20 protein-coding genes are annotated in these 25,371 nt (G+C 37.1%); 7 read left to right on the forward strand and 13 right to left on the reverse strand.

The features are described 5' to 3' along the window. Window positions 1–17 precede the first annotated feature (17 nt). From IPM47_16055 to IPM47_16080, 6 genes are all read right to left on the reverse strand, one after another. Window positions 18–1,295 (reverse strand): FAD-dependent oxidoreductase, encoded by a 1,278-nt coding sequence (locus IPM47_16055; protein ID QQS28359.1) that lies wholly within the window; start codon window positions 1,293–1,295, stop codon window positions 18–20. 152 nt (window positions 1,296–1,447) lie between these two features. Further along, window positions 1,448–2,926: a von Willebrand factor type A domain-containing protein gene (locus IPM47_16060; GenBank protein QQS28360.1), complete on the reverse strand. Its 1,479-nt coding sequence runs from the start codon at window positions 2,924–2,926 to the stop codon at window positions 1,448–1,450. 13 nt (window positions 2,927–2,939) lie between these two features. After that, a complete protein-coding gene (locus IPM47_16065; GenBank protein QQS28361.1) occupies window positions 2,940–3,941 on the reverse strand; it encodes a hypothetical protein in 1,002 nt (333 codons plus the stop codon). A gap of 32 nt (window positions 3,942–3,973) precedes the next feature. Further along, window positions 3,974–4,822 (reverse strand): ParB/RepB/Spo0J family partition protein, encoded by an 849-nt coding sequence (locus tag IPM47_16070; GenBank protein ID QQS31504.1) that lies wholly within the window; start codon window positions 4,820–4,822, stop codon window positions 3,974–3,976. 57 nt (window positions 4,823–4,879) lie between these two features. Continuing rightward, a complete protein-coding gene (locus IPM47_16075) occupies window positions 4,880–5,671 on the reverse strand; it encodes a ParA family protein (GenBank protein ID QQS28362.1) in 792 nt (263 codons plus the stop codon). A gap of 101 nt (window positions 5,672–5,772) precedes the next feature. Continuing rightward, window positions 5,773–6,456, reverse strand: a complete 684-nt coding sequence (locus IPM47_16080) for a metal-dependent hydrolase (GenBank protein QQS28363.1) — start codon at window positions 6,454–6,456, stop codon at window positions 5,773–5,775. Between the two features lie 394 nt (window positions 6,457–6,850). On the opposite strand from IPM47_16080, the gene IPM47_16085 reads away from it, so the two are divergent. Beyond that, window positions 6,851–7,465: a NifU family protein gene (locus tag IPM47_16085; GenBank protein ID QQS28364.1), complete on the forward strand. Its 615-nt coding sequence runs from the start codon at window positions 6,851–6,853 to the stop codon at window positions 7,463–7,465. Window positions 7,466–7,536: 71 nt separating this feature from the next. Here the strand turns inward: IPM47_16085 and IPM47_16090 are convergent, their stop codons facing one another. The 5 genes from IPM47_16090 to IPM47_16110 all read right to left on the reverse strand — a co-directional run bounded on the left by IPM47_16090 (window position 7,537) and on the right by IPM47_16110 (window position 13,305). Continuing rightward, window positions 7,537–8,688: a DoxX family protein gene (locus IPM47_16090; protein QQS28365.1), complete on the reverse strand. Its 1,152-nt coding sequence runs from the start codon at window positions 8,686–8,688 to the stop codon at window positions 7,537–7,539. 54 nt (window positions 8,689–8,742) lie between these two features. After that, window positions 8,743–9,087: a translation initiation factor gene (locus IPM47_16095; GenBank protein QQS28366.1), complete on the reverse strand. Its 345-nt coding sequence runs from the start codon at window positions 9,085–9,087 to the stop codon at window positions 8,743–8,745. A 258-nt stretch (window positions 9,088–9,345) separates the two neighbouring features. Further along, window positions 9,346–10,311: a transketolase family protein gene (locus tag IPM47_16100; protein QQS28367.1), complete on the reverse strand. Its 966-nt coding sequence runs from the start codon at window positions 10,309–10,311 to the stop codon at window positions 9,346–9,348. 100 nt (window positions 10,312–10,411) lie between these two features. Beyond that, window positions 10,412–11,257 (reverse strand): transketolase, encoded by an 846-nt coding sequence (locus IPM47_16105; protein QQS28368.1) that lies wholly within the window; start codon window positions 11,255–11,257, stop codon window positions 10,412–10,414. 1,046 nt (window positions 11,258–12,303) lie between these two features. Next, window positions 12,304–13,305, reverse strand: a complete 1,002-nt coding sequence (locus tag IPM47_16110) for a DUF1028 domain-containing protein (GenBank protein ID QQS28369.1) — start codon at window positions 13,303–13,305, stop codon at window positions 12,304–12,306. A 552-nt stretch (window positions 13,306–13,857) separates the two neighbouring features. On the opposite strand from IPM47_16110, the gene hemE reads away from it, so the two are divergent. From hemE to IPM47_16125, 3 genes are read left to right on the forward strand one after another with little or no spacing between them, the layout of a single operon-like run. Further along, on the forward strand, window positions 13,858–14,889 hold the full coding sequence (hemE, locus tag IPM47_16115) for a uroporphyrinogen decarboxylase (GenBank protein ID QQS28370.1): 1,032 nt from the start codon (window positions 13,858–13,860) through the stop codon (window positions 14,887–14,889). 52 nt (window positions 14,890–14,941) lie between these two features. Then, window positions 14,942–16,141, forward strand: a complete 1,200-nt coding sequence (locus IPM47_16120) for an amino acid deaminase/aldolase (protein ID QQS28371.1) — start codon at window positions 14,942–14,944, stop codon at window positions 16,139–16,141. Window positions 16,142–16,183: 42 nt separating this feature from the next. After that, window positions 16,184–16,876: a response regulator transcription factor gene (locus tag IPM47_16125; protein ID QQS28372.1), complete on the forward strand. Its 693-nt coding sequence runs from the start codon at window positions 16,184–16,186 to the stop codon at window positions 16,874–16,876. Window positions 16,877–16,901: 25 nt separating this feature from the next. On the opposite strand, the gene IPM47_16130 is transcribed toward IPM47_16125, so the two are convergent. Then, a complete protein-coding gene (locus tag IPM47_16130) occupies window positions 16,902–18,449 on the reverse strand; it encodes an amidinotransferase (GenBank protein QQS28373.1) in 1,548 nt (515 codons plus the stop codon). Window positions 18,450–18,669: 220 nt separating this feature from the next. On the opposite strand from IPM47_16130, the gene IPM47_16135 reads away from it, so the two are divergent. From IPM47_16135 to IPM47_16145, 3 genes are all read left to right on the forward strand, one after another. Continuing rightward, window positions 18,670–20,133, forward strand: coding sequence for an arginine decarboxylase (locus IPM47_16135; GenBank protein ID QQS28374.1), 1,464 nt, complete (start codon window positions 18,670–18,672; stop codon window positions 20,131–20,133). A 56-nt stretch (window positions 20,134–20,189) separates the two neighbouring features. Continuing rightward, complete coding sequence (locus tag IPM47_16140; protein QQS28375.1) at window positions 20,190–21,383, forward strand: DUF3298 and DUF4163 domain-containing protein; 1,194 nt, start codon at window positions 20,190–20,192, stop codon at window positions 21,381–21,383. Window positions 21,384–22,063: 680 nt separating this feature from the next. Then, a complete protein-coding gene (locus IPM47_16145; GenBank protein QQS28376.1) occupies window positions 22,064–23,350 on the forward strand; it encodes a DUF4856 domain-containing protein in 1,287 nt (428 codons plus the stop codon). Window positions 23,351–23,362: 12 nt separating this feature from the next. Here the strand turns inward: IPM47_16145 and glmM are convergent, their stop codons facing one another. Next, a complete protein-coding gene (glmM, locus tag IPM47_16150; GenBank protein QQS28377.1) occupies window positions 23,363–24,760 on the reverse strand; it encodes a phosphoglucosamine mutase in 1,398 nt (465 codons plus the stop codon). Between the last annotated feature and the right edge of the window lie 611 nt (window positions 24,761–25,371).

Raw genomic sequence — 25,371 nt, forward strand, 5'->3', positions numbered from 1 at the left:
ATTGAAATTCAGTGGAATTAGTTTTTGGGAACTGCAACATTTAACGCTAAATCCCAGGCAAGAGCATTTGCAGTAAAACGTCCTGATTCCATTGCTCCATTAATTGAACCGTTGAAAAGATAGTCTCCGCACAGGTAAATGCCGGGCTTTACCGGTTTAATATTATTTTTGTCCGGTGTTTCTATATGCGGTTTATCAGGTAGTGCGTATTGGATATGATAAGTTTTTAAATGGTCCCAAAAACGCACTTCTTTCTTAAACAATTTGCGCAATTCTCCTTTTACCGTAGTAAGAAGTTGGGTATTGTCCAAATCTGTAGGTTTAACTATTGTAACAGAAATTAAATGCCTCCCTGCAGGTGCGTAATTTGGGTTAATAAGGCTTGGCACACAAATATTATTAACTAACCCTTCGTCTTCACCATTCAAAACAAGAATTGGGCGATGTATTGGAGGTTTGTCTGTTGAGAAATATAAACAAGTCGAACGATGTCCTTTATCGTTAATTTGAACTGTATCGCCAAGTAAAACTTTTGCTGCAGCAGGATTTGTTGCAATCAAAACTGCCCTGCAATCAAAAGTTTCGCCTTTCTCAGTTGTAACTTTATGGTGAGTTACTTTAGTAACTTTAGTGTTGGTTTGAATTGAATTAGGATGCAATCTTTCAGCCATTTGTTGTGGTATTGATTCCATTCCGCCAGATGGAAGAGCAGCATAGCCGGAGGCAAACATTTTAAATACAAATTCAAACATCCGGCTTGATGTTTGCAGCCCATTTTCAAGAAAAATTCCGGTGAAAAAAGGTTGAAAAAAAGATTTTAAAAATTCCGGTGAAAATTTCCAATCCTTTAAATAGGCCGCCGTTGTTTTTTCGGGTTGAGCAAAAATCTGTTCTACTGATAATCGTTTTACCCTATTGCGAAGCGCAACTACTTTTAGTTTATCTCTGAATGTAGTTAAAGGAGAAAATAAATTATTAATAATAGATTGCGGATGTTTGAAGGGGTCTAACAAAGGATGAAGTTTATTGTTTTTCCATATTAATGCCCCTGACATAAAGTTAAAAAGTCCTAATGCTTTATAATCCAACATTCTGAATACTTCGGGATATGCAGTCAGTAAGACCTGAAAACCATGATCTAACAAAAAACCATCAACAATATCTGTTTTAACCCTGCCTCCTACCCTGTCTGTTGCTTCCAATAATTTTACGTTAAGTCCTTCATTTTGCAGTTCTATTGCTGCAGTCAGCCCTGCAATTCCTCCTCCAACTATAACAACATCATATTTTGCCATGCTTCCTCCGGTAAATTTTGGCCAAAAATAGAGAAAAAAAACAAGCGGGATAATTTTTGATTCTTCGATAAAATTTAGCGTACACTTTAACTGAACTAATCCGTGATAACCATAACAATGTGTTATTTATGTTATCATAACTTCTATTGACTTCAATCCATAGCATTTACAGTTTCGACCAGTTCTATAAACTCCTCTCTGAATAAATGCGGGTCGTAGTTACGTGCATTTTGGGCCCAATCAATAACATTTGAGAAAGTAACATTGCCTTTATAAGGAGATTGGCGAAGCAACATAGCATAAGCCACAACTGATGCAGCAAATCTGTTGTTCTCTGTAGATTCTGCAAAACCGGTTTGGTAATCTGTAATTGGCATTGTGATTTCCCGGCTTACAGATTCTCCGGGCATTTTGTAACGAAAATCTATGGTAAAAGATGGAATTCCGCTACATTCTGCACATATTGCGGGAATTATTTCATATAAAGCTGTAATGGTTTGACCCACACTGATATCTCCTGCATCCGTGGTATCTGATTCGAACTCATTATTTTGAAGTAACCGGTTTTCGTAGCCTATTAATCTATAAGCACTGACCAAATTCTGATCAAACTCAACCTGAATTTTCACATCATCTGCGATGGAATAAAACTTGTTAAATTCGTACTCAAAAATTTTTCTTGCCTGCTCGAGATTATCCATGTATTCGTAAATGCCATTTCCGTTATTTGCCACACTTTCCATCAAAGCCTCATTGAGATTGCCACTTCCTAATCCAATAACAGTCAGGTAAATTCCACTTTGCCGTTTTAGTTTGATGAGGTCAATCAATTGGTCTTTATCAGTGATACCAATATTGAAATCTCCATCAGTGGCAATAATAATCCGGTTATTCCCTCCGGAAACAAAATTTTCTTCTGCAATCTGATAAGCAGCATTAATGCCGGCAGAACCTGCTGTACCTCCTCCGGTCTCTAAAGATTGGATGGCGTTATTTATTACTGTTTTCTGATTTCCTGATGTTGAGGACAAAACGGTTTCCCATTTTCCGGAATAAGTAACGATGGCGATTTTATCTTCTTCTCTGAGTGTGTTTACCAGATATATCAATCCTGATTTTAATAATGGAAGTTTATTTTCGGGAGCCATTGAACCTGAAACATCAATTAATAAGACAAAGTTTGAGGGCGGTAATTCCTGAAGAGGAATGGTTTTCCCCTTAATTCCAATTCTGATGAGCCTGTTTTCAACGTTCCATGGGCAACTGCTAACCTCACCATTAATGCCAATATTTTCTGTTCCTTCGGGTTCCGGATAATCATATTGAAAATAGTTCACAAACTCTTCAGTGCGTATTGCATCTTTCAAAGGTTTTTTATCTGCATTAACCATACGACGCATGTTAGCATAAGCTGCGCCATCGGCATCAGTCGAAAAAGTTGATACCGGCTCAATTGCTGTGTAAATAAAAGGATTTTCTTCAAAACTGTTGTATCGCTCAGCGCCTTGATAATAATCGTTCAATACTGTCCAATCTTCAGCAAATGAACATCCGGTCCACCACAAAGACAGTAAAATTATACAGATTAAAAATAAGGAATTGCGATTCTTTATTTGATGATTGGGTTTCATGAGGTTAAATGATTTAAAATCCTATTTGAAAGGTTAAGCCTCCTGTAGCAGAGTTAAATGAACCTGCAAAATACGGAGAATTTTGAGGTATCAGATATGGAGAAACTTTGAAACTGAGATCTTCACTGACATCAAAGTCAACCAAATGTGCATCTATCAAGGCATCGAGTATGGTAATGGCATACCATAATGTTCCACCTATAATTGAGATTTCCACATAACGACGGTAAACATTTTTTCGTCCAATCAGAATATTGTTATCTGTGATAAAGGCAAGTTGGGGGTCCGGGTTGTTTGGAGCATAAAATCCGGGCCTTGTTCGCACAAGGTACTCATTTTTGTAGTTCAAGTACTCTTTTCTGTTTAAATAAAATCCAACTCCTGCGGCTGCAAAACCGGCATAAACGATTGGAATCTTCCAGTATTTTTTGTTGTAAGCTTGTCCCCATCCCGGTATGAGCATTGTCCGATATGCAGCTTTTATAGGTGATCTGACAATTTTATCATTCTTAATATGCGAATTCATGTATGCGTCCAAGAGATTGGCACTGTAAAATATCAACAGTGCATTAAAAGCTATATTATATTGCTTTAATGCTTTCTGTTTTTTTTCCTGTATTGGCAACAAGTCTGTATTGTCTTTTATTCCATTGGCATAGTTTTCCAATACTTGGTTGTATTTATTCAGTTGTTTGTTATAGTTTATTCTTGTAGTTATTGTTGCGGTGGTCAAAGCAGCTACCCCACTTGCAAAAAAGGGAGTTTTCCAATATTGCTTGTTGTAATACTGACCACCTCCGGGTACAAGAGAAAATAATAGTGCTTTATTAGGGTTATAGTGAAAAACTGAATCAGGAATATCCTCATTAACCATAGTTGAATCAATTGAAGTTAATCCTTGCTTATTATTTACCAATATTGTATCCTGAGCAAATAGCATTTGGCCTAAAGCAAAAGCAATCCACACTTTAAGAATTGGCAGAAAAGAAAATGAGCCGCGAAGTGAGTTAATCATTCGACGAATGAATTTCAGAAGCAAACGGGCTGTCATCTGTTAATGAGTTCCAAAATCCTGTTTAAGTCTTTGTCTGAGCTAAAAGGGATAACTAATTGCCCGTTACCTTTACTATTTCTCTTAATACTAATTTTTGCTCCGAAATGAGATTCCAAATCTTCTTGCACTTTTCTGATGTGTAAGGGAAGATGTGAAGCAGGTTTGGTTTCTTTATTAGATTTTCCGGTCAAGCCACTGACTAAATTTTCGACTTGTCTGACCGATAAACCTTTTTCTAAAATAGCCTGATAAATACTTAACTGTCGTTCAATTGTTCCGGCATTAACAAGCGCTCTTGCATGCCCCATGCTAATTTGCCGGGTTTTTAATCCTTGTTGAATTTCGGGTGGCAGTTTCAGCAAACGCAAATAGTTAGTAACTGATGACCGGTCTTTACCTACCCTTTTGGCCAAAATCTCATGTACAAGATTACATTCGTCAATCAAACGCTGATAAGTAATTGCCACCTCTAAGGGGTTCAGGTCTTCGCGTTGTATGTTTTCAACCAATGCCATTTCGAGCAGAGTCTGATCATTCGCTGTTCGAATATAAGCAGGTATATGGGTCAATCCTGCAATTTTTGAGGCCCGTAGTCGTCGTTCACCTGATATGAGTTGAAACTTGTCTTTGCCAATATATCGAACTGTGATGGGTTGCACAACTCCATGTGTGGTGATAGATTCAGCAAGTTCAGCCAACTTTTCCTCATCAAATTCCAATCGGGGCTGGAAGGGATTTTCTTCAATCTGTTCAACCGGTATATCAGCTACCGTATTGACCAGCTGTTTATCGTTTAATTCATCTGAAATGCTTCCAAGCAAAGCTTGTATGCCTGCCCCCATTTCTTCTTTCTTATTTTTTGGTTTTGTCAAGTTATTGAGATTTAAAGGTTAGCAGCTTTATTTTCTTTCATGTTTGATAGGTGCAATTTTTTGTTTTTCTATCAATTCCTTTGCAAAGTTAAGATAGTTTACCGAACCCCTGCTGTCAATGTCATACATAATAACAGATTGTCCGACACTCGGTGCTTCACTTAATCTGGCACTTCGATGAATAATGGTATCAAACACTAATCCGGGAAAGTGCTTTCTGGCTTCTGAAATGATTTGATTAGACATTCTTAGCCTCGAGTCGTACATCGTCAATAAAATGCCTTCTAACAGCAACTCTTTGTTCAAACGTTTTTTGATTATCTTTATCGTATTGAGCAGTTTGCCCAGACCTTCTAAAGCAAAGTATTCACACTGAACCGGAATAATAACCCCGTCTGCCGCAGTTAAAGCATTGACGGTTACTAAACCTAAAGAAGGAGAACAATCTATAATAATGATATCGTATTGGTTTCTGATTGGTTCAAGAAGATCTCGCATCAAAATCTCCCTTTCAAATTGATTGACGAGTTCAATCTCTGCACCTACTAAATCTCTGTGAGATGGGAGGATGTATAAATTGGGAACATCAACCTTCATAATGCCATCTATAATATCTGACTTACCAACAAATCCCTGATACAGGCTGATTTTAACTTTGTTATGATCTATCCCCAAACCAGAGGTGGCATTTGCCTGTGGATCTGCATCTATCAGCAATACTTTGTAATCTAAAATTGCCAAACTTGCAGCCAAACTGATTGAGGTTGTTGTTTTACCAACTCCTCCTTTTTGGTTAGCAATTGCCAAAACTTTTCCCATTTTGTTTGCTTTCTTTCTTTTATCTGTTGTAAAATTTTGTCTTGCCCGACCTGTTCGTTTATGTATGCCGGTGGTTAGATGCCATAACCTTCCAGCCCAGCTCAGACTGTTATGGTTTCACCTATTTTGGGTAATAACAACTTTAATCCTCTTTCAGCAAATTTACGGATAGCATCTTCGTGGTTGATCTTTATATAGCCAAAAGTGTCGTAATGTACCCCTATAATGGTTTCACATTCTAAAAATTCGGCGGCAATTATGGCATCATTAACACCCATAGTAAAGTTGTTGCCGATGGGAAGTACTGCAAAATTCAGATTAGCATATAAAGGAATTAGTTTCAAATCATAAGTCAATGCAGTATCCCCTGCAAAGTAAAAATAACCTTCTTCGTGATTAATTACATAACCTCCGGGGCCTCCGCCATAAGTTCCATCGGGCAGAACGCTTGAATGAATGGCATTTACAAATTTAACCACACCAAAATCAAATTTCCATTCACCTCCTGTATTCATAGGATGCCCTTTGGGATAGCCATGCTTATCTCCAAACCAACTCACTATCTCATAGTTCGATATGATAGTAGCCTGTGTATTCCGTGCAATAGCCGGTGCATCGGCAATATGATCTCCATGTCCATGTGAAATTAAAATATAATCGGCTTTGATTGTATTGATATCAATGTGTTTGGCCAGTTCATTGCCGGTGATGAACGGATCGAATAACAAATGTTTATTGCGAACATTAACACTAAAACATGAATGACCGTAGTATGTAAACTCCATAGCAAAAAATTAGGGATTTGATTTTTTATTTTCGGCTGCTAAGATATGGATTTTAAATCAATAAATATCCAAACCTACTTCGAGGTTTCTAATTGTAAACCTACTCTGATTTTCATTATTGCCTATGAAACAAAAGGCAAACACTTTTTAAATAGAATTTATTAAAATTCAGATAAAAAATTCAAACAAGTTGTTTTTGAAAAATCATTCCCCAGTTTCTGACTTACTCCTTTTCACCACAAATTCAACGTTTGAACAAAGTAAAGTATATCCTTCCCTAATACATTGGGGTTTTAAAAAACAAAAATGATGTTTGTTCTGTTTGGTTATTTAGATTCAATCTTAACTTTGACCAAACTTTACACACCTATCACATTTTAAAATAACAAATCAAATGGATACACCCACAAAAATAGTGAGTATATATACAGAAGCCACTCCAAATCCATCCAGCATGAAATTTGTATTAAACAAAATGCTGCTACCTCAAAACAGCGCTGATTTTCCCACTCGTGAAACTGCTGAAGGAGTTTCACCATTGGCACATGAGTTGTTTGATGCCTTTGATTTTGTCGGCGGAGTCTTTATTATGAACAATTTTGTAACAATTACCAAAAACTCTGAAGATAAAGACTGGTTCGAGATAGCTCCTCTTCTTCGGGATTTTATAAGGACTTATGTTTCTGATGACAGAGAAGTGATTAACACGGCTGCGCTACAAGCTCATTTTACTCAAAATCCTGATGCTAATCCAAACGAAATTTATGCTGATGACTCAGAAGTGGTTGTAAAAATTAAAGAATTGTTGGTTAAATACGTACAACCTGCTGTTGAGATGGATGGAGGAGCTATCGTTTTTCGCTCCTTCGAAAATGGAGTTTTAACTTTAGGAATGCAGGGTTCATGTAGTGGCTGCCCTTCTTCGACCATTACTTTAAAAGCCGGTATTGAAGGATTGCTCAAACGAATGATTCCGGCAGTTGAAAGTGTGGAGGCAGAAATGCTTTAACCATTCATTATAAAATCTTACTTATTCTTACTAAACATCTGCCTTTAAGCAGATGTTTTTTTGAATATGCTTTAACTTTCCTGATTGTTAACAAGATTGTAACGCTTCTTAAGTTTGGTTACCGTAGGGATATTATTAAAATGCCATTTTTTAACTATGACGGCATCTTTTAGTAAAATTAAACCGGGGTTTGACGTTAACATAGTTTTGAGAACAGTAGCATCAGTTGTACAAAACTCATATTCCGCACCGCTGATTATTTTAAATCGCGCTATCTGTTTGGGTGTGGAAGCTGTTAAACACCTGAATCCATATCCGTTTGTTTTACAATATTCGTAAAGTTGATTTAGTCGGGTTTGTACATTCAAGTTAGACCTGCTGACATCTTCGGCTATTATGAGAAAGTTGTAGTTATGGTCTTGCAGCACTTCCAGTGTAATATCTGTATCATCTTCCGTTTTTATGGAAAAATCTGTAATCGGAGGAACATAACCTTCTTTAACTAATTTCGTTTCGCGATGATGGAAAGCCCAGTTGTCTTTGTCCTGCCAGGGGAAATTCTGTTCTGTAAACGGTTTTACTGCTTCAGTTTTTTTGTTGCGATAATACAAAATTGTTTCGTATTCAAAACCGGGAGCATTTTCAGGCATAGCCATACTTTCCAAGATATTAACACCTTCGGAGTAAGGGCGAAAATCAATGAGCGGAAAATTTAAAGATCCATATATTCCGAGCAGGATATTGAACAGAATTGCCCACATCATGATAGAAGAATAACGAAGATAGATATATGAGGCATATTTGTCTGCCCTGAATACAACGGCTAACAAAATCAAACCGGTTAATACTAAAAGCCTTGCGGTAAAATTGTACAGTGCATTGTCGAATGAAAAAATATCGCCAAAACAAACACAATTATGGATTACATTATTTTGCCACGAAATAAAGGAAACTATCATGGCTGGAAATGTCATTGCCATAGCCATCCATGTTGCTATTCTTGGTTTTATGCCGGAAAGCAGGGCGACTCCTGAAGCAAATATGGCAGCACAAAATATCAATGCTATTGGTAAAGAAAGGACTTCAAAGTCGTCCGCTATAAACAATTTGATGTATTCGTTGATTTTATAGGAAAAACCAACAGCATCCATACCTCGAAAAAGACCGAATATTGTCAATATTCCTCCTATTCCTATTCGCAATATGAGAAGTAAGTATTTCATTCAGTCTATGTTTTTAATAAAACACGCTATTGCGGCAATTGGAAACCAAAATATTTACCCCATTTTGGTTTTGATATAACCCATCACTTTTAAAGTATCCGAAACCTTTTGTTTGAAGTCTCCCTGTAATACAATTTGTCCGTCTTTCACACTGCCTCCAACTCCACATTTTGTTTTCAATTGTTTGGCCAATGTTTCCAAATCAGATTCTGTTCCTACAAATCCGTGTACCAACGTAACGGTTTTCCCTCCCCTTCCTTTTCTTTCCATGTTAACACGCAATTGCTGTTTGTCAGGTGGCAAAGATTCGGCAATATTTTCTTCCTCAACATTATTGAAAAAGTCAGGGTTCGTAGAATAGACAATCCTGTCTTTTTCTTTTAACTTTTTATTGACCATAAGTTTAGTTTCAAGAGAATCTTTAAATATAATTAGTTGGACTGTTTCCCAGAATGTAAGCTTTTAAACCCAATCAAATAATTCGGTAATAGTAAGAAATAAAAGATTGTTGGAAAATAAAGCTATTAGTAAAATGAAAAAGTAAGCGAAAAATTATCCTTCACTCCAAGAAAAAATATTCAATATTCAAGAATCAAAGTTGCTGAATTGCAAAAAGAGAATTCTGAGATTGAATCTACCACAATTTTTCAATATAAACTATAAATAACGTCTGCTTCTGACTTTATGAACTGCACTGACGATATGGTCAGAATCGAGTCCATATTTTACTAAAAGCTCTTCGGGTTTGCCACTTTCACCAAACTTGTCTTTAACGGCAACCATTTCCATAGGGGCAGGCATTTTAGTAGCCAATAATTGGGCTATACTATCGCCGAGACCACCGTTTAGCTGATGTTCTTCGGCTGATACCACACATTTTGTTTTCATAACAGATTGCAGAATAGTTTCCTCATCCAACGGCTTAATCGTGTGGATATTGATTACTTCCGCCTGAATTCCTTGCTCAAACAAAACTTTAGCGGCTTCCAAAGCCTGCCAGACTAAATGTCCGCAGGCAAAAATACTGACATCGTTGCCTGCTTGAAGCAATTGAGCTTTACCCAATTCAAACTCCTGATTTTCGAGGGTAAATACAGGTACCTTTGGACGACCAAAACGGAGGTAAACAGGACCATTAACCGATGCAATGGCTTTGGTCGCCAACTTGGTTTGCATATAATCGCAAGGAACCACTACCATCATACCCGGTAACATTTTCATCAATCCAATATCTTCTAAAATTTGATGTGTTGCACCGTCTTCTCCAAGGGTAATACCGGCATGTGAAGCACATATTTTAACCGGTTTGCCTGAATAAGCTATAGATTGTCGGATCTGATCATAAACCCTGCCGGTCGAAAAATTGGCAAATGTGCCGGTATAGGGTATTTTACCGCCAATAGTTAACCCTGCTGCAATGCCCATCATATTGGCTTCAGCTACTCCGGTATTAAAAAAACGATTGGGAAAGGCAGATTTGAACTTGCCCATCTTGAGTGAATCAGTCAAATCTGCACATAGGGCTACTACCTCTGAATTAGATTGACCCAATTCAAACAAACCATCGCCAAAACCGCTTCGGGTATCATTGTTGGCTAAAATGGGATAATGCTTTAAAGACATATTAGTTGTAAGAATTTTATTGCGGTGTCAAATAGGGTAATTAAAAAATTGTTTGTTTGAATACTTTTAGGAGATAATAAAGAGACCTGAAATATTAGTATCAATAATCCCCTAAGGTTTCTGGAAGTTGTGCTAAAGCAACTGCTAATTGTTCGTTATTTGGGGCAACACCATGCCATTTATGAGTTCCTTCCATAAAATCTACTCCTTTACCCATGATAGTTTTCATCAGGATTACTACAGGTTTTCCTTGTCCGGACATGTTTTTTGCTTTGGCTAAAGTAGTAAGAATTTCAGTCAGATTGTGACCATCCAAATGAAGCACTTCCCACCCAAAAGAGCGCCATTTACCCGGTAGATCACCCAATGACATAACTTCATCATTGGGACCATCAATTTGTTGACCATTCCAGTCAACAGTTGCAATCAGGTTGTCCACATGGTGATGTGCCGCAAACATTGCCGCTTCCCAAATCTGTCCTTCCTGCAATTCTCCGTCTCCATGCAAAGTATAAACCAAATGATTATCTTCATTTAGCTTTTTTGCCAAAGCCGCACCAATTCCGACAGAAAGCCCCTGACCTAAAGAACCTGAAGCAATTCGAACTCCCGGCAACCCTTCTTTTGTGGCAGGATGTCCCTGCAAACGAGAATTTATTTTGCGAAAAGTGGCTAACTCTTTAACGGGAAAATATCCGGATCGGGATAACACACTATAAAAAACCGGGGAAATATGTCCATTAGACAAAAAGAACAAATCTTCATGATGACCATTCATACTAAACGGTTGTGGACGGAATTCCATAACGTTAAAATACAAAGCGGTCAGAAAATCGGTGCAACCCAAAGAACCTCCCGGATGACCTGATTCGGCAGCATTAGTCATCCGTACTATATCACGGCGAACCTGTGTTGCTATTTGTTGAAGCTCGGCAATATTTTTCATTTGTTTGTTTAAAGAACCGGACAAATCTTTGTTGTATGCCGCAAAGATAACAATCTGCAGCATAGACTTTATTAAAAACAATGAAAACTTTGAATTTGACTATCCACTGAATGAGTATTTATCCTGATAACTTATTCGGTATTTTTTAACAGGCATTTTATTTATTTCATGTCTAAATTGGTTAAAGAACACGACAGTTACTTATAATTTGCATCCAATGAAAGATTGAATCTGAGAGATTTTTTTACTATAAAACCGGCAATTATACTTAATACAAAATAGTCAAACGTTCATCAGTACTCAATTTTCACTGAGTTTTTAGGTTGCACAAATTAAAACTTTGATAATCTGAAGTTAAAAACTACTCCGATAATAAAAGGGGAAAAGACTATAGAATGGGGAAAAAATTGTCTTTTTTTGTAAAAAAAATTGTCTTTTTATCGAAGAAAATTGACCTTTTATTGAAGCAAATTGACCTTTTATTGAAGCAAATTGACCTTTTATTGAAGCAAATTGACTTCTTAAAGATAAATGAAATAAACTTTGGTTCGTTTCTTACTTGAAAAGCTTAGAAAAAAGCAATCAGAAAGATTTTAATTGAAATTTTCAAAAGGAAAATTGCTTTTGGAGTCCAAAAATTAAATTTATGGACTCAGGAAATTATGATTTTAAGGAGAAAGCAAGTAAGAATTGGTTCATTTCTTACTTCTTTTATGATTTTATTTGATTTAAAATTTGGTTTAGGATTCGAATAGTTTGTTTTTTGTGGAAAATTGCTACTTACAAAATTAAATCAGTATCATTACTTTATCTGTTTAGCAGTTTAGCTTGAATGATTAGAGTTTTGTCAAAATGCCATTTCACTTAAATAGATAGCTATATGTTTTATACTAAAACTGGATTTAGTGAAGGAGTTTTAAAGGCATTAATATAGTTCTTAAAATCAAATGATTTTTGCAACTACCGGTTTAATAATTGAAGATAAAAACCTGTAAACAAGGTTGATGTGATTTTATTTTCTCCGGAAAATTAAAGAAATTGACAGTTTATCTGATGTTTAAAATCTTCATCAAGTCTTCCTGACTTACTACAAGTAATTTGTTTTTTACAATGCGCGTCGTGAGAATTTGGTAGTTTTTGTTTTTCGAAAACACCATACTGAATAAAGGCAATGCTTCTTCAATTCTTCCGGCATTTGCCATCTCTACGGCTGTCCAATAGGTCATTTCTTCGTTTTCGGGGTTTAAGATTCGCGCAGTGTTATATTCAATAAGCGCATCGGCATAATTTCCTTTTTCAATATGCACGTCTCCGGCATTCATGTGTTGATAGGCCTCATGAATTTTTACCAGACGTTTTAATTCTTCGACGGGTTGCGGATGATCTTCAACACGCAAATCAACCAATCTATCGAGCCAAAGTTTACCGGTTGCAGTTCCGGCAACCACCAGCAAAGCAGCCGATTGTTTTCCCCGAATATCTCCACCTGCATTTTCGGCTGCCTCTAAAGCTGCTACCAAACGCATGGTAAGTGTTCCGGCTGAAGTTTCAAAGGCTTTTGCCATAGCCTCGCAAACTTTATCAGTCAGCATCATATTGGCCTGAACCGAATAATGTTTCCCCTGCAAATGTCCCGCTTCGGCAATACAATTGCTACCGGTATAGGCTGCTGTTTCACCTTTTGAGTTGAGCAATGCCAACTGTCTGAAATTCCTTCCCTTGTCGGCATTTATAAGACTGTCTAAAGCTTTTTGAGGATGGATGCCCTGTTTGAGCAATGCTAATCCATTCGGTCCAAATTCTGGATTTACAAAAGATTGGGTTGCAACTACTCCAACTCCTGCTTCACCCCAACTGACAATGCTTCCGGTCGAAAACCAGTGAGATTGAACGGCAACCCCCATCTGTCCCGTTTCGGGATCATAAGCTACGATAGAATAAGTATGTGCTAAAGGCGAATTAGGTTTTTGGGAATTTTGTGCTTCCATATGTAAATAAAAAATTTGTAATAAAAAGAAAAATAAAACAGAAAGAATGTTTCGGTTCATAAGTTCAGGTTTGTGAAGATGATTAACTTTTGTCTGATATATAATAGGTACTTACAAAGCTTGCTTGCTTAGTACCGGTTACTGATAAATAGTTGCTATAATATAACATGCTGATTGGCAAATCAAATACATCTGTTTGGGTTTGAGATAATCTGCTTCCGGGTTAGTTTTAAACGCCCGGTTACGTAATTGGTAATTCGCACATTTCTTTGCAAGATAATCACATTTTTTTTCTGAATGAACCATCAACTCCTGCCCTGTTTCTTTAGCAAAATCTTTAATTCACCTTAATATTCGAGACTTTACTTTGGCACTTTTAACATTGAAATTGCAAGTTTTTCCTGAGACAACAAAGAGAATTAGTGTGAAAAAAACATTGAAGAAGTTAGTCTTCGTTGAACAAATAATCGTTTATCGGATTGGAGTGAATTTAATTAAACTATTTAAAAAAAGTTAATTTGGGAGCTTAAGGGCTAAATTCTTGTTTTTAAACACGCTAAATTTGCGGGAAGAGGTACGAAACATTAACTTTATGCCCTAAAACCATTTTTTTTGATAAACGATATATTGTTGCGCACAGTGCGCGGGGAGCATACAGAAAGGAAGCCGGTTTGGTTAATGCGTCAGGCCGGAAGAATTTTACCTCAATACAGAAGGTTGAGCGAACAAGCCGGAAGTTTTTTAACAATGGTTAAAACTCCCGAAATAGCATGTGAAGTAACTTTACAGCCTGTGGACGAATTAGAAGTGGATGCTGCAATTATCTATTCTGATATTTTAGTGATCCCCGAAGCCATGGGATTGCCCTATCAGATGGAAAAAAACAAAGGGCCGGTTTTTTCAAACACCATCAAGAGCAGAATTGATGTAGATAGTCTTCAAATTGCAGACGAGGAAGGGGTTAAATATACTATTGAAGCCATCCGTTTAGTCAAATCTGCGATTAAAAACAAACTTCCACTTATCGGTTTTGCAGGAGCGCCCTGGACAATTTTCGCCTATATGGTAGAAGGAAGCGGGTCTAAAACATTTAGCCTCGCAAAAAAAATGCTGTACACTGAACCGCAATTGTCCCATCTTTTGTTGGATAAAATCACCAAAAGCACCATAAATTATCTTCAGGCTCAGGTAAAAGCCGGTGCTGACCTGATTCAGATTTTCGACAGTTGGGCCGGAATTCTAAGTCCTCAACAATACACCGAATTTGCGTTGCCTTATATTTCACAGATATGCAATGCAATAGAAAACACACCTGTTACGATTTTTGCAAAAGGTGCATTTTATGCATTATATCAAATCTCCGGACTATCCTGCGATGTAATAGGACTCGATTGGACTATATCGCCAATTTTTGCCAGGCAACAAACCGGAACTCAGATTACTCTTCAAGGAAATTTAGACCCCTGTGTCCTGTATGCCAATCAAGATACCATCCGAAATGAAACGCTGAAGATGTTGAATCAATTTGGTTCCAAAAGGCATATTGTAAATCTTGGTCATGGCGTGTATCCTGATACTCCTCTTGACGGCGTAAAATGTTTTATTGATACAGTGAAAAATTTCAGATGCATAGAAAATAACTAATCCATAAGATTGAAAGCCTTTTGTATAAAAAATTCAAACCGAAATTCAGATAATGATTCCAAATCCACCGACCTATCAATACTACAAACACATTTTCAAAGACGAAAATAAACCTTTTGGATTTGTAGATTTGGATTTGCTTGATGAAAACATTGCTTCAGTCATTCAAAGGGCAAGCGGTAAAACCATCCGAATAGCCTCAAAATCGGTCAGATGCACCCGGTTACTGAAATACATCTTAGATAAAGGAATGCCTTTTAAAGGGTTAATGACCTATACCGCAGGGGAATCTATTTTTTTAGCGGGAGAAGGGTTTGATGATATGCTGATTGGTTATCCTACGTGGCAGGAAACTGAATTGAACGGGGTTTGTGAATTGGTAAAATCAGGCAGTAAAATCATTTTGATGGCCGATTGTGCCGAACATCTGAACAGGTATGCTTTGTTTGCCGAAAAATACAATACTGTCTTGTCTGTTTGTTTGGATATTGATATGTCTTCTTCTTTTCCAGGATTGTATTTTGGAGTTTATCGCTCCGGTTTGAGAGACGCAAAAACAGTTAAAAAACTGATGCAGGCATATATTGGACACCCATATTTAAACGTAATGGGTATTATGGGGTATGAAGCCCAGATTGCTGGTGTTGGAGATGCCGTTCAAGGAGCTGACCTTAAAAATATTGTGGTGAAAACCCTGAAAAAGCAATCAATTAAGGAAGTTTCTCTACGGCGGGCCGAAGTCGTTGCGACCCTTAGAAAAATGGGATATGCTATTGATTTAATTAATGGAGGTGGTACCGGAAGTCTCGAAAGCACGGTTCAGGAAACCGTAGTTACAGAAGTTACCGTAGGTTCGGCTTTCTTCTCTCCTGCCCTGTTTGATAATTATGCCCGGTTTAAACACCTTCCGGCAGCAGGTTATGCCGTCGAAATAATCCGACATCCTCAACCCAATATTTATACTTGTGCAGGAGGAGGATATATTGCCTCAGGTTCTGCAGGGAGTGATAAACTTCCCAAACCATATTTACCCGAGGGTGCTAAACTAACAGGCAACGAAGCTGCCGGTGAAGTGCAAACTCCGGTAATTTATAAAGGGATGGAACATCTGCAATTAGGCGACCCTATTTTTATGAGACATGCCAAGGCAGGAGAGCTCTGTGAACGATTTAAGCAATTAGTTTTAGTTTCAAAGGGTAAAATTCAGGAAAGAACACTAACTTACCGAGGCCAAAACCAATGCTTTATTTAATGAATAACAACCAACAATTTCTAAACCCAAAACCCACAAATTATGAGTTACAGAGTACTGTTAGCAGAAGATGAGGAAAATCTGCAGGAATCTCTCAAAATCAATCTCCTGGCAGAAGGGTATGAAGTAGTAGCTGCGGATAATGGAGCCGAAGCCTTGCGAGCTTTCAAAGAACAGCGATTTGATCTGGCTATTCTCGATATAATGATGCCGGAAATAAATGGCTTGGAGGTTTGCGAACAAATCAGAATTGACAATGTTGAAATTCCTATTTTATTTTTAACTGCCAAAGACTCAACCGTGGATAAAATTCACGGACTTAAAAAAGGAGCAGACGATTATATCACCAAGCCTTTTATTCTGGAAGAGTTTTTACTTCGTGTTAAAAACCTGCTAAAACATAGTTCCAAAGGGAACCAGATGGTTTCACCTATGATTTCATATAGCTTTGGCAACAATACCATTGATTTTGTTACTTATAAAGCTTTTACAGCCAATGGTGAAATCAATCTGACTAAAAAAGAAATCAAACTCCTCAAATTGCTTATCGCAAGGAAAAACGAAGTTGTTTCAAGAGAACAGATTTTACAAACTGTTTGGGGCTATGATGTTTACCCGACAACAAGAACCATTGATAATTTTATACTCTCGTTTCGCAGGCATTTTGAGGCAGACCAAAAAAACCCTCAACATTTTTTCTCGGTCAGAGGGGTCGGTTATAAGTTCACCGAATAAAATAAGGAGATATTTTTCCCATGATTTAAGTTAACCATGAATTTCTGAGCAAAGGCATACTCATACAATGAGAACCTCCTCTTGCCCGGGATAATTCGGATGAAGGCAGAAGTATCAAAGTATCTCCTTTCAATACATCTTCCAACTTGTCACCTGCTTTCATCCGGGCAATAAAATCAGAAGATTTTAAAAGCGTAAAACCTCTTTTTACAAACTCTTTTTCAGTTTCCTTATTTCTGTCATAACCAATCACAACACCTTCCCGAAGTGCCAAAAGGTTACAGGCATCTGTCCATTGTTCCCTTTCGTCATAAGGAAATCTTCCTCCTGCACATCGAATAATTTTGCATTCGCGTGAACCGAAATCATCCAAACTAATTTGACGAAACAGTTTTTGGAGCGTTTTAACCTTGTTGATTTTAATGGTATAACCCTTTAAAGTTGGTTTTCTGAGAAACTGCGTAATATTAACTTTTAACTCTGCCTGAGAAACGCTGTTACGGGAAACTACTTCTGAAATAAATTTCCCTTTTACATCGTGACTTTGGTCTAAAAACTGACCAAACACCACCCACATATTGCGTTTAACCTGAGTAAACACTGTATCAATATGCATATAATCGCGTTTCGATGGAATTTTGACCACTGTTACCTTTTGAACAACATTGCGGCGAAATAATTGTCGAATGGTATTCTCTATACCTTTTGGAGAAGTACGCTCACTACAACCAATCAACAAATGTTCAGGGCTGATCATCATCACATCTCCCCCTTCAATAGTAGATATATTGGAAGAATTAGTTTCGTGCAACAAAAAACTCTTATCGCCTTCAATTTCTATGACTCTGTTTTCAAATTCGCCAATATTTGGGAATAAAGCGTATGCAGCAATATATTTGGTAATGATGGCTTCCCGGATACGGGCATCTTGAGCCGGTTTTGTGAGCAATAAAAAGTCATTGATAACAATTCCGATATCTCGGGTAAAAATCAGATTAGGGATTGGAGGAAAAATAAACTCATCAATTTTGTCTGTTGAGATGACCCCCGTTATTAACACTCTTGCCAACAACTCGGTATCCAATTCAAGCAAACGGTTAATTACTCTAAGGCTACATTTTTCTGCGGCGCAAACATGGGTAACTAATCGTTGACGAACATCAGAAATATCTAAAATTTTTATCAATAAGTGTTCTATTTCAACTACTTTATCTGAATTAAAATAGTCTCCTTTTTTAGCCGGTTTGAAAAAATCTTCGGTGATTTCTTTTCCCCGAATTGCATCCGGATCTAAAAACCAAAGCAATACTTGTAAATATTCGTTGTACTCCGCCCTCATTTTGTCTATATCAACAATATCATCGTAAAGCCAGTCCTGAGACTTTCTGGGAACAACTTTACCAATACCTGCATCCGGGCTATGTACTAACAAACGTTGTAATTGACCAATTTCAGATGTAACAAAAATCTTGTGTTGAAAATGACTTTTGGGATCTTCAAATTCTGAATAATGTTGGCCATTTTCAAGTGATGATGTGTTCTTGTTTAAGACTAAATTTTCTCTGGTATCCATAAAACAGGAATGATTTGAATCCGGAATTAAGAGCTTGATTGAACTTTTTGAATAAGAAAACAATAAGAATAATCTTGCTTTGCATCGGCAAAATTAGAACTAATTTACAGTAAACACTACTTTTTTAGTCTAACGATAGTTTGATTAGCAAATATTTATGTTTTCTTTGCATCAAAATTGGCTCATCTTTTCATAACCCAAAGTTTTCCATCTTCGTTCGATGACAAACAGGTATATTGACTTAATAGAGCAAACCTTTGATCCTGCCGAAGGTTTTAAAGTGATTGACGGTTGTTTGTACTTTCATGATGTCCCTCTCAAAAAACTGGTAGAAGAATACGGCACTCCTCTCCGTTTAACTTACCTGCCAAAAATCAGTTCTCAAATACAGAAAGCAAAGCATTTGTTTGAGTTGGCGTATCAAAAAAACCAGTACGACAAGCCTTACCGTTATTGTTTTTGCACAAAAAGTTCTCACTTTTCTTATGTGTTGAACGAAGCTTTAAAGAATGATATTCATCTCGAAATATCTTCCAACTATGATATTGACCTCTTATATAATTTGTATTCCGAGGGCAAAATATCTAAAGACACCTTTGTTATTTGCAACGGTTTTAAACCCCGCGAATACATTCGCCGCATCAGTGAGTTAATCAATCAGGGGCACCATAATGTAATAGGGGTGATTGATAACATGGAGGAACTTAATTTTTATTCGAAATATTTAGACCCCAATGTTGAATGTAAAATAGGCATCAGAGTTGCTGCAGAAGAAGAGCCAACTTTCGAGTTTTATACTTCAAGACTTGGTGTGCGCTACAAAGACATTCTTCCTTTTTATGAAAATGTAGTCAAGAAGAATCCCCGTTTCAAGTTAAACATGCTGCATTTCTTTATCAATACGGGGATTAAAGACGACACCTATTACTGGAATGAGTTGGTGAAACTGATACATATGTATTGTGAGCTAAAAAAAGCCTGCCCTGAGTTAACGATGCTTAATATAGGTGGAGGTCTTCCAATTCGATATTCTCTTGATTCTAATATTGATTATGAATATCTCATTAATGAAATAGTCTATCAGATCAAAGATATATGTGAAAGACAACAGGTGGATACACCAGAAATTTTTACAGAGTTCGGCAGTTTTACGGTTGGTGAAAGTGGTGCAATTATTTTCACAGTTTTAGCAGAAAAACATCAGAATGATCGGGAGTCCTGGTACATGCTCGATGGTTCCATGATGACAACTTTGCCCGATATCTATGGCATCAAGCAAAGATTTATTTTATTGCCAATCAACAAATGGAACTATCCTTACCAAACCGTCACCATTGGTGGGTTGAGTTGCGATGGCAATGATTTCTACAGTTCAAAACTACATCGCAATAATTTGTATCTACCCTGTTTAAATCAAGAAGGAAAAGGAGTTCCGGCCGAAGCCGAAGATGAAAAGTTGTATCTTGGTTTTTTCCATGTTGGAGCATATCAGGAATCATTGTCCGGCTTTGGAGGCATTAAACATTGTTTGTTGCCAAGCCCTAAGCATGTATTAATACAACGGGATTCTGAAACCGGTGAAATAACCACCGAGTTGTTTTCACAGGAACAGACAGCCGGTTCTATGTTGAAAATTTTGGGCTATGCTGTTCAACCTGAATTTGCGATGCAGGAAGCGGATTAACTATTGCAATTTGGTCAGGGCTTTTAATTTGAAAAAATCACCTGAATTTTCTGTCTATGAAACGATTCACACTACTCTTTCTGATCCTTTTTAGCTTCAACTATTCCTGTAAACAAACTACTACTGCAAACCTTCCTGATGAGAAATTATCCGGAAATATAAACCATACTGTTCAAACTACAGATGCTGCTGTAAATAGTGAAGAAGAAGACGGATATTATCGCCAATTTGAAGGAAAAATTGGAACGGCAGCCATTAAAATGTTTTTGGTGAAAACCGGAAACAAACTATATGGCAATTACTTATATACCAAAATAGGTGAATTGATAGAATTAAGCCCAAGAGGTAACGACGAAAACATAGATCAAAACGGAAATTTTACCCTCTTTGAATTTACAACCAACAAACAAGGTGAATACACACAAACCGGAACTTTTAACGGTCAGTTATTGAAGGAAGGAAAAGTTATAGGAAATTGGACAAGTGCTGACGAAAAAAAGAATCTTAATTTTGAATTGACCTCAATAGTCTCAAAAAGTTCTTCAGAAGTTTCTATTTCAAAAGTTGAAAAACAAGAAGGCTCCTGTAACCCGGATGAAGAGGAATCTGTTTGTGCTCATTTTGAAGTTATCTTCCCAAAATTAAAGCAAACTGCTGATCGAGATAATCAGGTAACTCAACTTATCAACTCGACCATCCGGAAAGTTCTTGCAGAAACTATGCCAACTGAACAATCAACTCCTCCAGATCAGGCAGCAGTCGAATTTATAAATGATTTTAAAAATCAGGAATCAGATTACAGAATAGGCTGGGAATATCAATTGACAACCGAAATTTATCACAATGCCAACAATATTCTAAGTATAGGATTTGACAGCTATATTTTTACCGGAGGCGCACACCCCAATTATTCAGAATCTTACTATAATTTCAATCTTAAAAATGGCCAACTTATAGAACTTGACGATTTTTTACTTCCTAATTACTCCACAAGACTGACAAAATTAATTGAATCTAAAATCAGAGTTTTATATAATATTGGGCCAAATACCCCACTTTCTGAGGCCGGTTTTATGGAAGATAAATTAGAATTAAACAACAACTTTTCAATATCATTGGCAGGAATTACATTTTTGTACAATCCCTATGAAATTGCTCCTTATGTCATGGGCGAGCAAAGAATATTCATCTCATTTAACGAAATCAAAGATTTAGTTAAACCTGACGGATTGATTTCATGGAGACTTTAGCAATTATCCTGCTTTAACAGTATTAATACCAACTATGATTTAATTTTGCACCATCAATTACTGACGTAGGTCTTTAAATTCCCCTCCTTGGAGGGGTTAGGGGTGGGTTCTTTTAGATAGTGAAGTGGTATAATTTTAAAAGGCTGACAAATTATACCAACTATGATTTAATTTTGCACCATCATTTACTGACGTAGGTCTTTAAATTCCCCTCCTTGGAGGGGTTAGGGGTGGGTTCTTTTAGATAGTGAAGTGGTATAATTTTAAAAGGCTGACAAATTATACCAACTATAATTTAATTTTGCACCATCATTTACTGACGTAGGTCTTTAAATTCCCCTCCTTGGAGGGGTTAGGGGTGGGTTCTTTTAGATAGTGAAGTGGTATAATTTTAAAAGGCTGACAAATTATACCAACTATGATTTAATTTTGCACCATCAATTACTGACGTAGGTCTTTAAATTCCCCTCCTTGGAGGGGTTAGGGGTGGGTTCTTTTAGATAGTGAAGTGGTATAATTTTAAAAGGCTGACAAATTATACCAACTATAATTTAATTTTGCACCATCAATTACTGACGTAGGTCTTTAAATTCCCCTCCTTGGAGGGGTTAGGGGTGGGTTCTTTTAGATAGTGAAGTGGTATAATTTTAAAAGGCTGACTAATTACCATAGACTGCTTTATGAAACAAAGGCAAGTCATATTTTTATTGTTTGGAATAATACTGCTTTGCACAAGTTGTGTTCAACAGGAAAAAGGTTGTACCGATCCGGTAGCATTGAATTATAACCCAAATGCAATGCAAGACAATGGCGAATGTTTGTATGTATTGCCTGTTCCTTCAATTTATGAGTTCAAAAGGGGTAATCAAAATTCTGTCAGTTACCTTCCCCAAATAGTACTCAATTTGCTGATAGAAACTATTTGTAAAACAATAGAAAAAACAGCGCTACCCGGAGCAACTCCCATAGATATAGCCGATTTGCTGGAGATATATCAACAAACTGATTACAATAATAACATTTTAAGTGAAGTAGCCCCTTATTCTCCATCTTACTCACAGTTTACACAAATTGCAAGTTCTCAACGGTTAGCATCCAATGTCATAAATACATACAAGGCTGATTCTATGTTAATGTCGTGGTTTGATACAATTGCAACACGTTCTCAAAATAGTGTCTTTTTGGGAACCCCTGAAGTTTATACAACGTCTTCAGGTCTGAATTTAAAAGAAGCCGTCAGAATTACCTTATATACATCCGTTTTAATGGCTAACTCAATTCAAAAAGTAAGCAACATCAGTTCACAATCCAATTCTGCTTTCGTCTATTCTAAAAATTATACTCCGATGGAAAATTCCTGGGACAGTGCTTTTGGATTTTTTGGTGCATCGGTGTTTTATTCACTTTACACAGATGAAGCTTGGGATGCCCAACCATATCATGATTATAACGGAGACCTGTTGATTGATTTCACTACAGAATATAATTTCGGGTTCGCTAATTTGGCAGTTTATCGGGATTTAATAGATGATGCAGATATTGATTTCACCGGAGTTTTATTTGAGGCATGGACCGGAGGAAGAACTGCAATAACCAATCAGTCTGATGTATTGAGATCTCAGTTTCGAGAAATAATTCTATCTGAATGGCAACGATTGATTGCTGCCAGTGTAGTACATCATTTGAATGGGTTAAAGTCTGAAATGCTATATTATGGTACACCGGAACAGAATATCGAACAGCTAAATCAGGATTGGTCCGGTTTATGGATGTATTTGTTATCAATAAAATACTTTACAAATCCTGAAATCAATGTTCAAAATCAGTTAAATCTTTTGGGAAATTCACCTGTATATGCAGAATCAGGGAGCACCGAGTATGAAAACTACCTGATAAAACTAAATCAGATAAGCGCAGCCATACAGCAAGGATATTCATTTACTGATTTACAAATGCAAAATTGGTAGTTTTCCCAAAATCTAACCTGACAGCATTTCCTTAATCTGACTGATTAAATGCTTTGCCATTGTGTTGGCAATGGTTTCGGATGCGCTTTCTGCATAAATCCTGATAATAGGCTCTGTATTGGATTTTCTCAAATGTACCCAACCTTGTTCAAAATCTATTCTCAAACCATCAATGTCGGTTATAGGATAGCGTTCATACTTTTGTTTTAATGCATTCAACACTTCATCAGGGTTGACTTGGTCAAATAATCTGAGATCAATTTTATTTTTGGATAGATGATAATCCGGATATTTATCCCGTAAAGAAGAACAGGTTTTTCCGGAAACAGCTAAATAGGACAAAAATAAGGCAATACCCACCAATGCGTCTCTTCCATAATGTAATGCAGGATAAATCACTCCCCCGTTTCCTTCACCACCTATAATCGCATTGACCTCTTTCATTTTTGCAACGACATTCACCTCTCCAACAGCCGATGTGAAATATTTACCTCCTGCTTTTAAAGTAACATCCCGCAAAGCACTGGTAGATGAAAGATTCGAAACAGTATTCCCCGTTTGTTCCTGAAGAACATAATCTGCTACAGCCACCAAAGTATATTCTTCACCAAACATTAAACCTTTTTCGGTAATAAATGCCAACCTGTCCACATCGGGATCTACGACAATTCCAAGATCAGATTTAGAGCTCACAACGTCTAATGCCGTAGAAACTAAATGTTCGGGTAAGGGCTCAGGATTATGAGCAAACTGGCCGGTCGGGCGACAATTGACCTCAACAATATTTTTCACACCTAATGCATGTAACAATGCCGGTACGGCAATTCCGCCAACAGAATTTATACCGTCAACCAAAATAGTAAAGTTGCGGTCTTCAATCGCTTTAACATTGACTAAAGGCAATGCAACAATTTGGGCAATATGCGTTTTTAGGTAATTGTATTTTTTATGGTAAAGACCAATTTTCATGACATCTAAATAGCTAAAATTTCCTTCTTCTGCTATTTTTAATAATGCTTTACCTTCTTCATCGCTTATAAACTCACCTTTTTCATTAAGCAATTTAAGTGCATTCCATTGTGCAGGATTATGGCTTGCAGACAATACAATTCCGCCGGTTGCCTGCTCAGCTACAACTGCAATTTCAACAGTTGGAGTTGTTGCCATTCCGAGATCAATGACTTCTATTCCTAAACTCATCAAAGTTCCACTCACCAATCGGTTGACCATTTCACCAGATATACGTGCATCCCTTCCAAGTACTACTTTCGGAGTTTCCGTTTTATTCTGATTTAATAACCAGATACCAAAAGCTGATGTAAATTTTACCAAATCAGGAGGGGTTAGGTTTTCTCCGGCCAAGCCGCCTATAGTTCCTCTTATTCCTGATATAGATTTAATCAGTGTCAATTTGCAACATGTTTAATTAAAAAATATTGTGCGCTGTTTTGTGTTTTGGTTTATCTTCACCGGTTTCGGGCTGCAAACATAACCATTATAATGAAAAAGACATAAATTTTATCCCATAACTGATGTTACGCAACGACATGTTTCTAACCTACCCACAGTAAGAGTGTCCGCTTTTTCACTTTCATCGTTATCACAAGGAGCCCTTCTCCCCTCCCTGAAACTTGTTTTAGGAAGTGACCGGGGATGGGTCAAAACAGGGACAAGCAAAGCAGATTGGAAACCGCTGCATAACATCAGCCCTTAAGTTCTTCATCCCAAAAACCGTTTGGCGGATAATCTGTAAACAGTGGAGGTAATACCAACTATGATTTAATTTTGCACCATCATTTACTGACGTAGGTCTTTAAATTCCCCTCCTTGGAGGGGTTAGGGGTGGGTTCTTTTAGATAGTGAAGTGGTATAATTTTAAAAGGCTGACAAATTATACCAACTATGATTTAATTTTGCACCATCAATTACTGACGTAGGTCTTTAAATTCCCCTCCTTGGAGGGGTTAGGGGTGGGTTCTTTTAGATAGTGAAGTGGTATAATTTTAAAAGGCTGACAAATT

The sequence above is a fragment of the Sphingobacteriales bacterium genome, assembly GCA_016700115.1.
In the GTDB taxonomy this organism is placed as follows: domain Bacteria; phylum Bacteroidota; class Bacteroidia; order Chitinophagales; family UBA2359; genus UBA2359.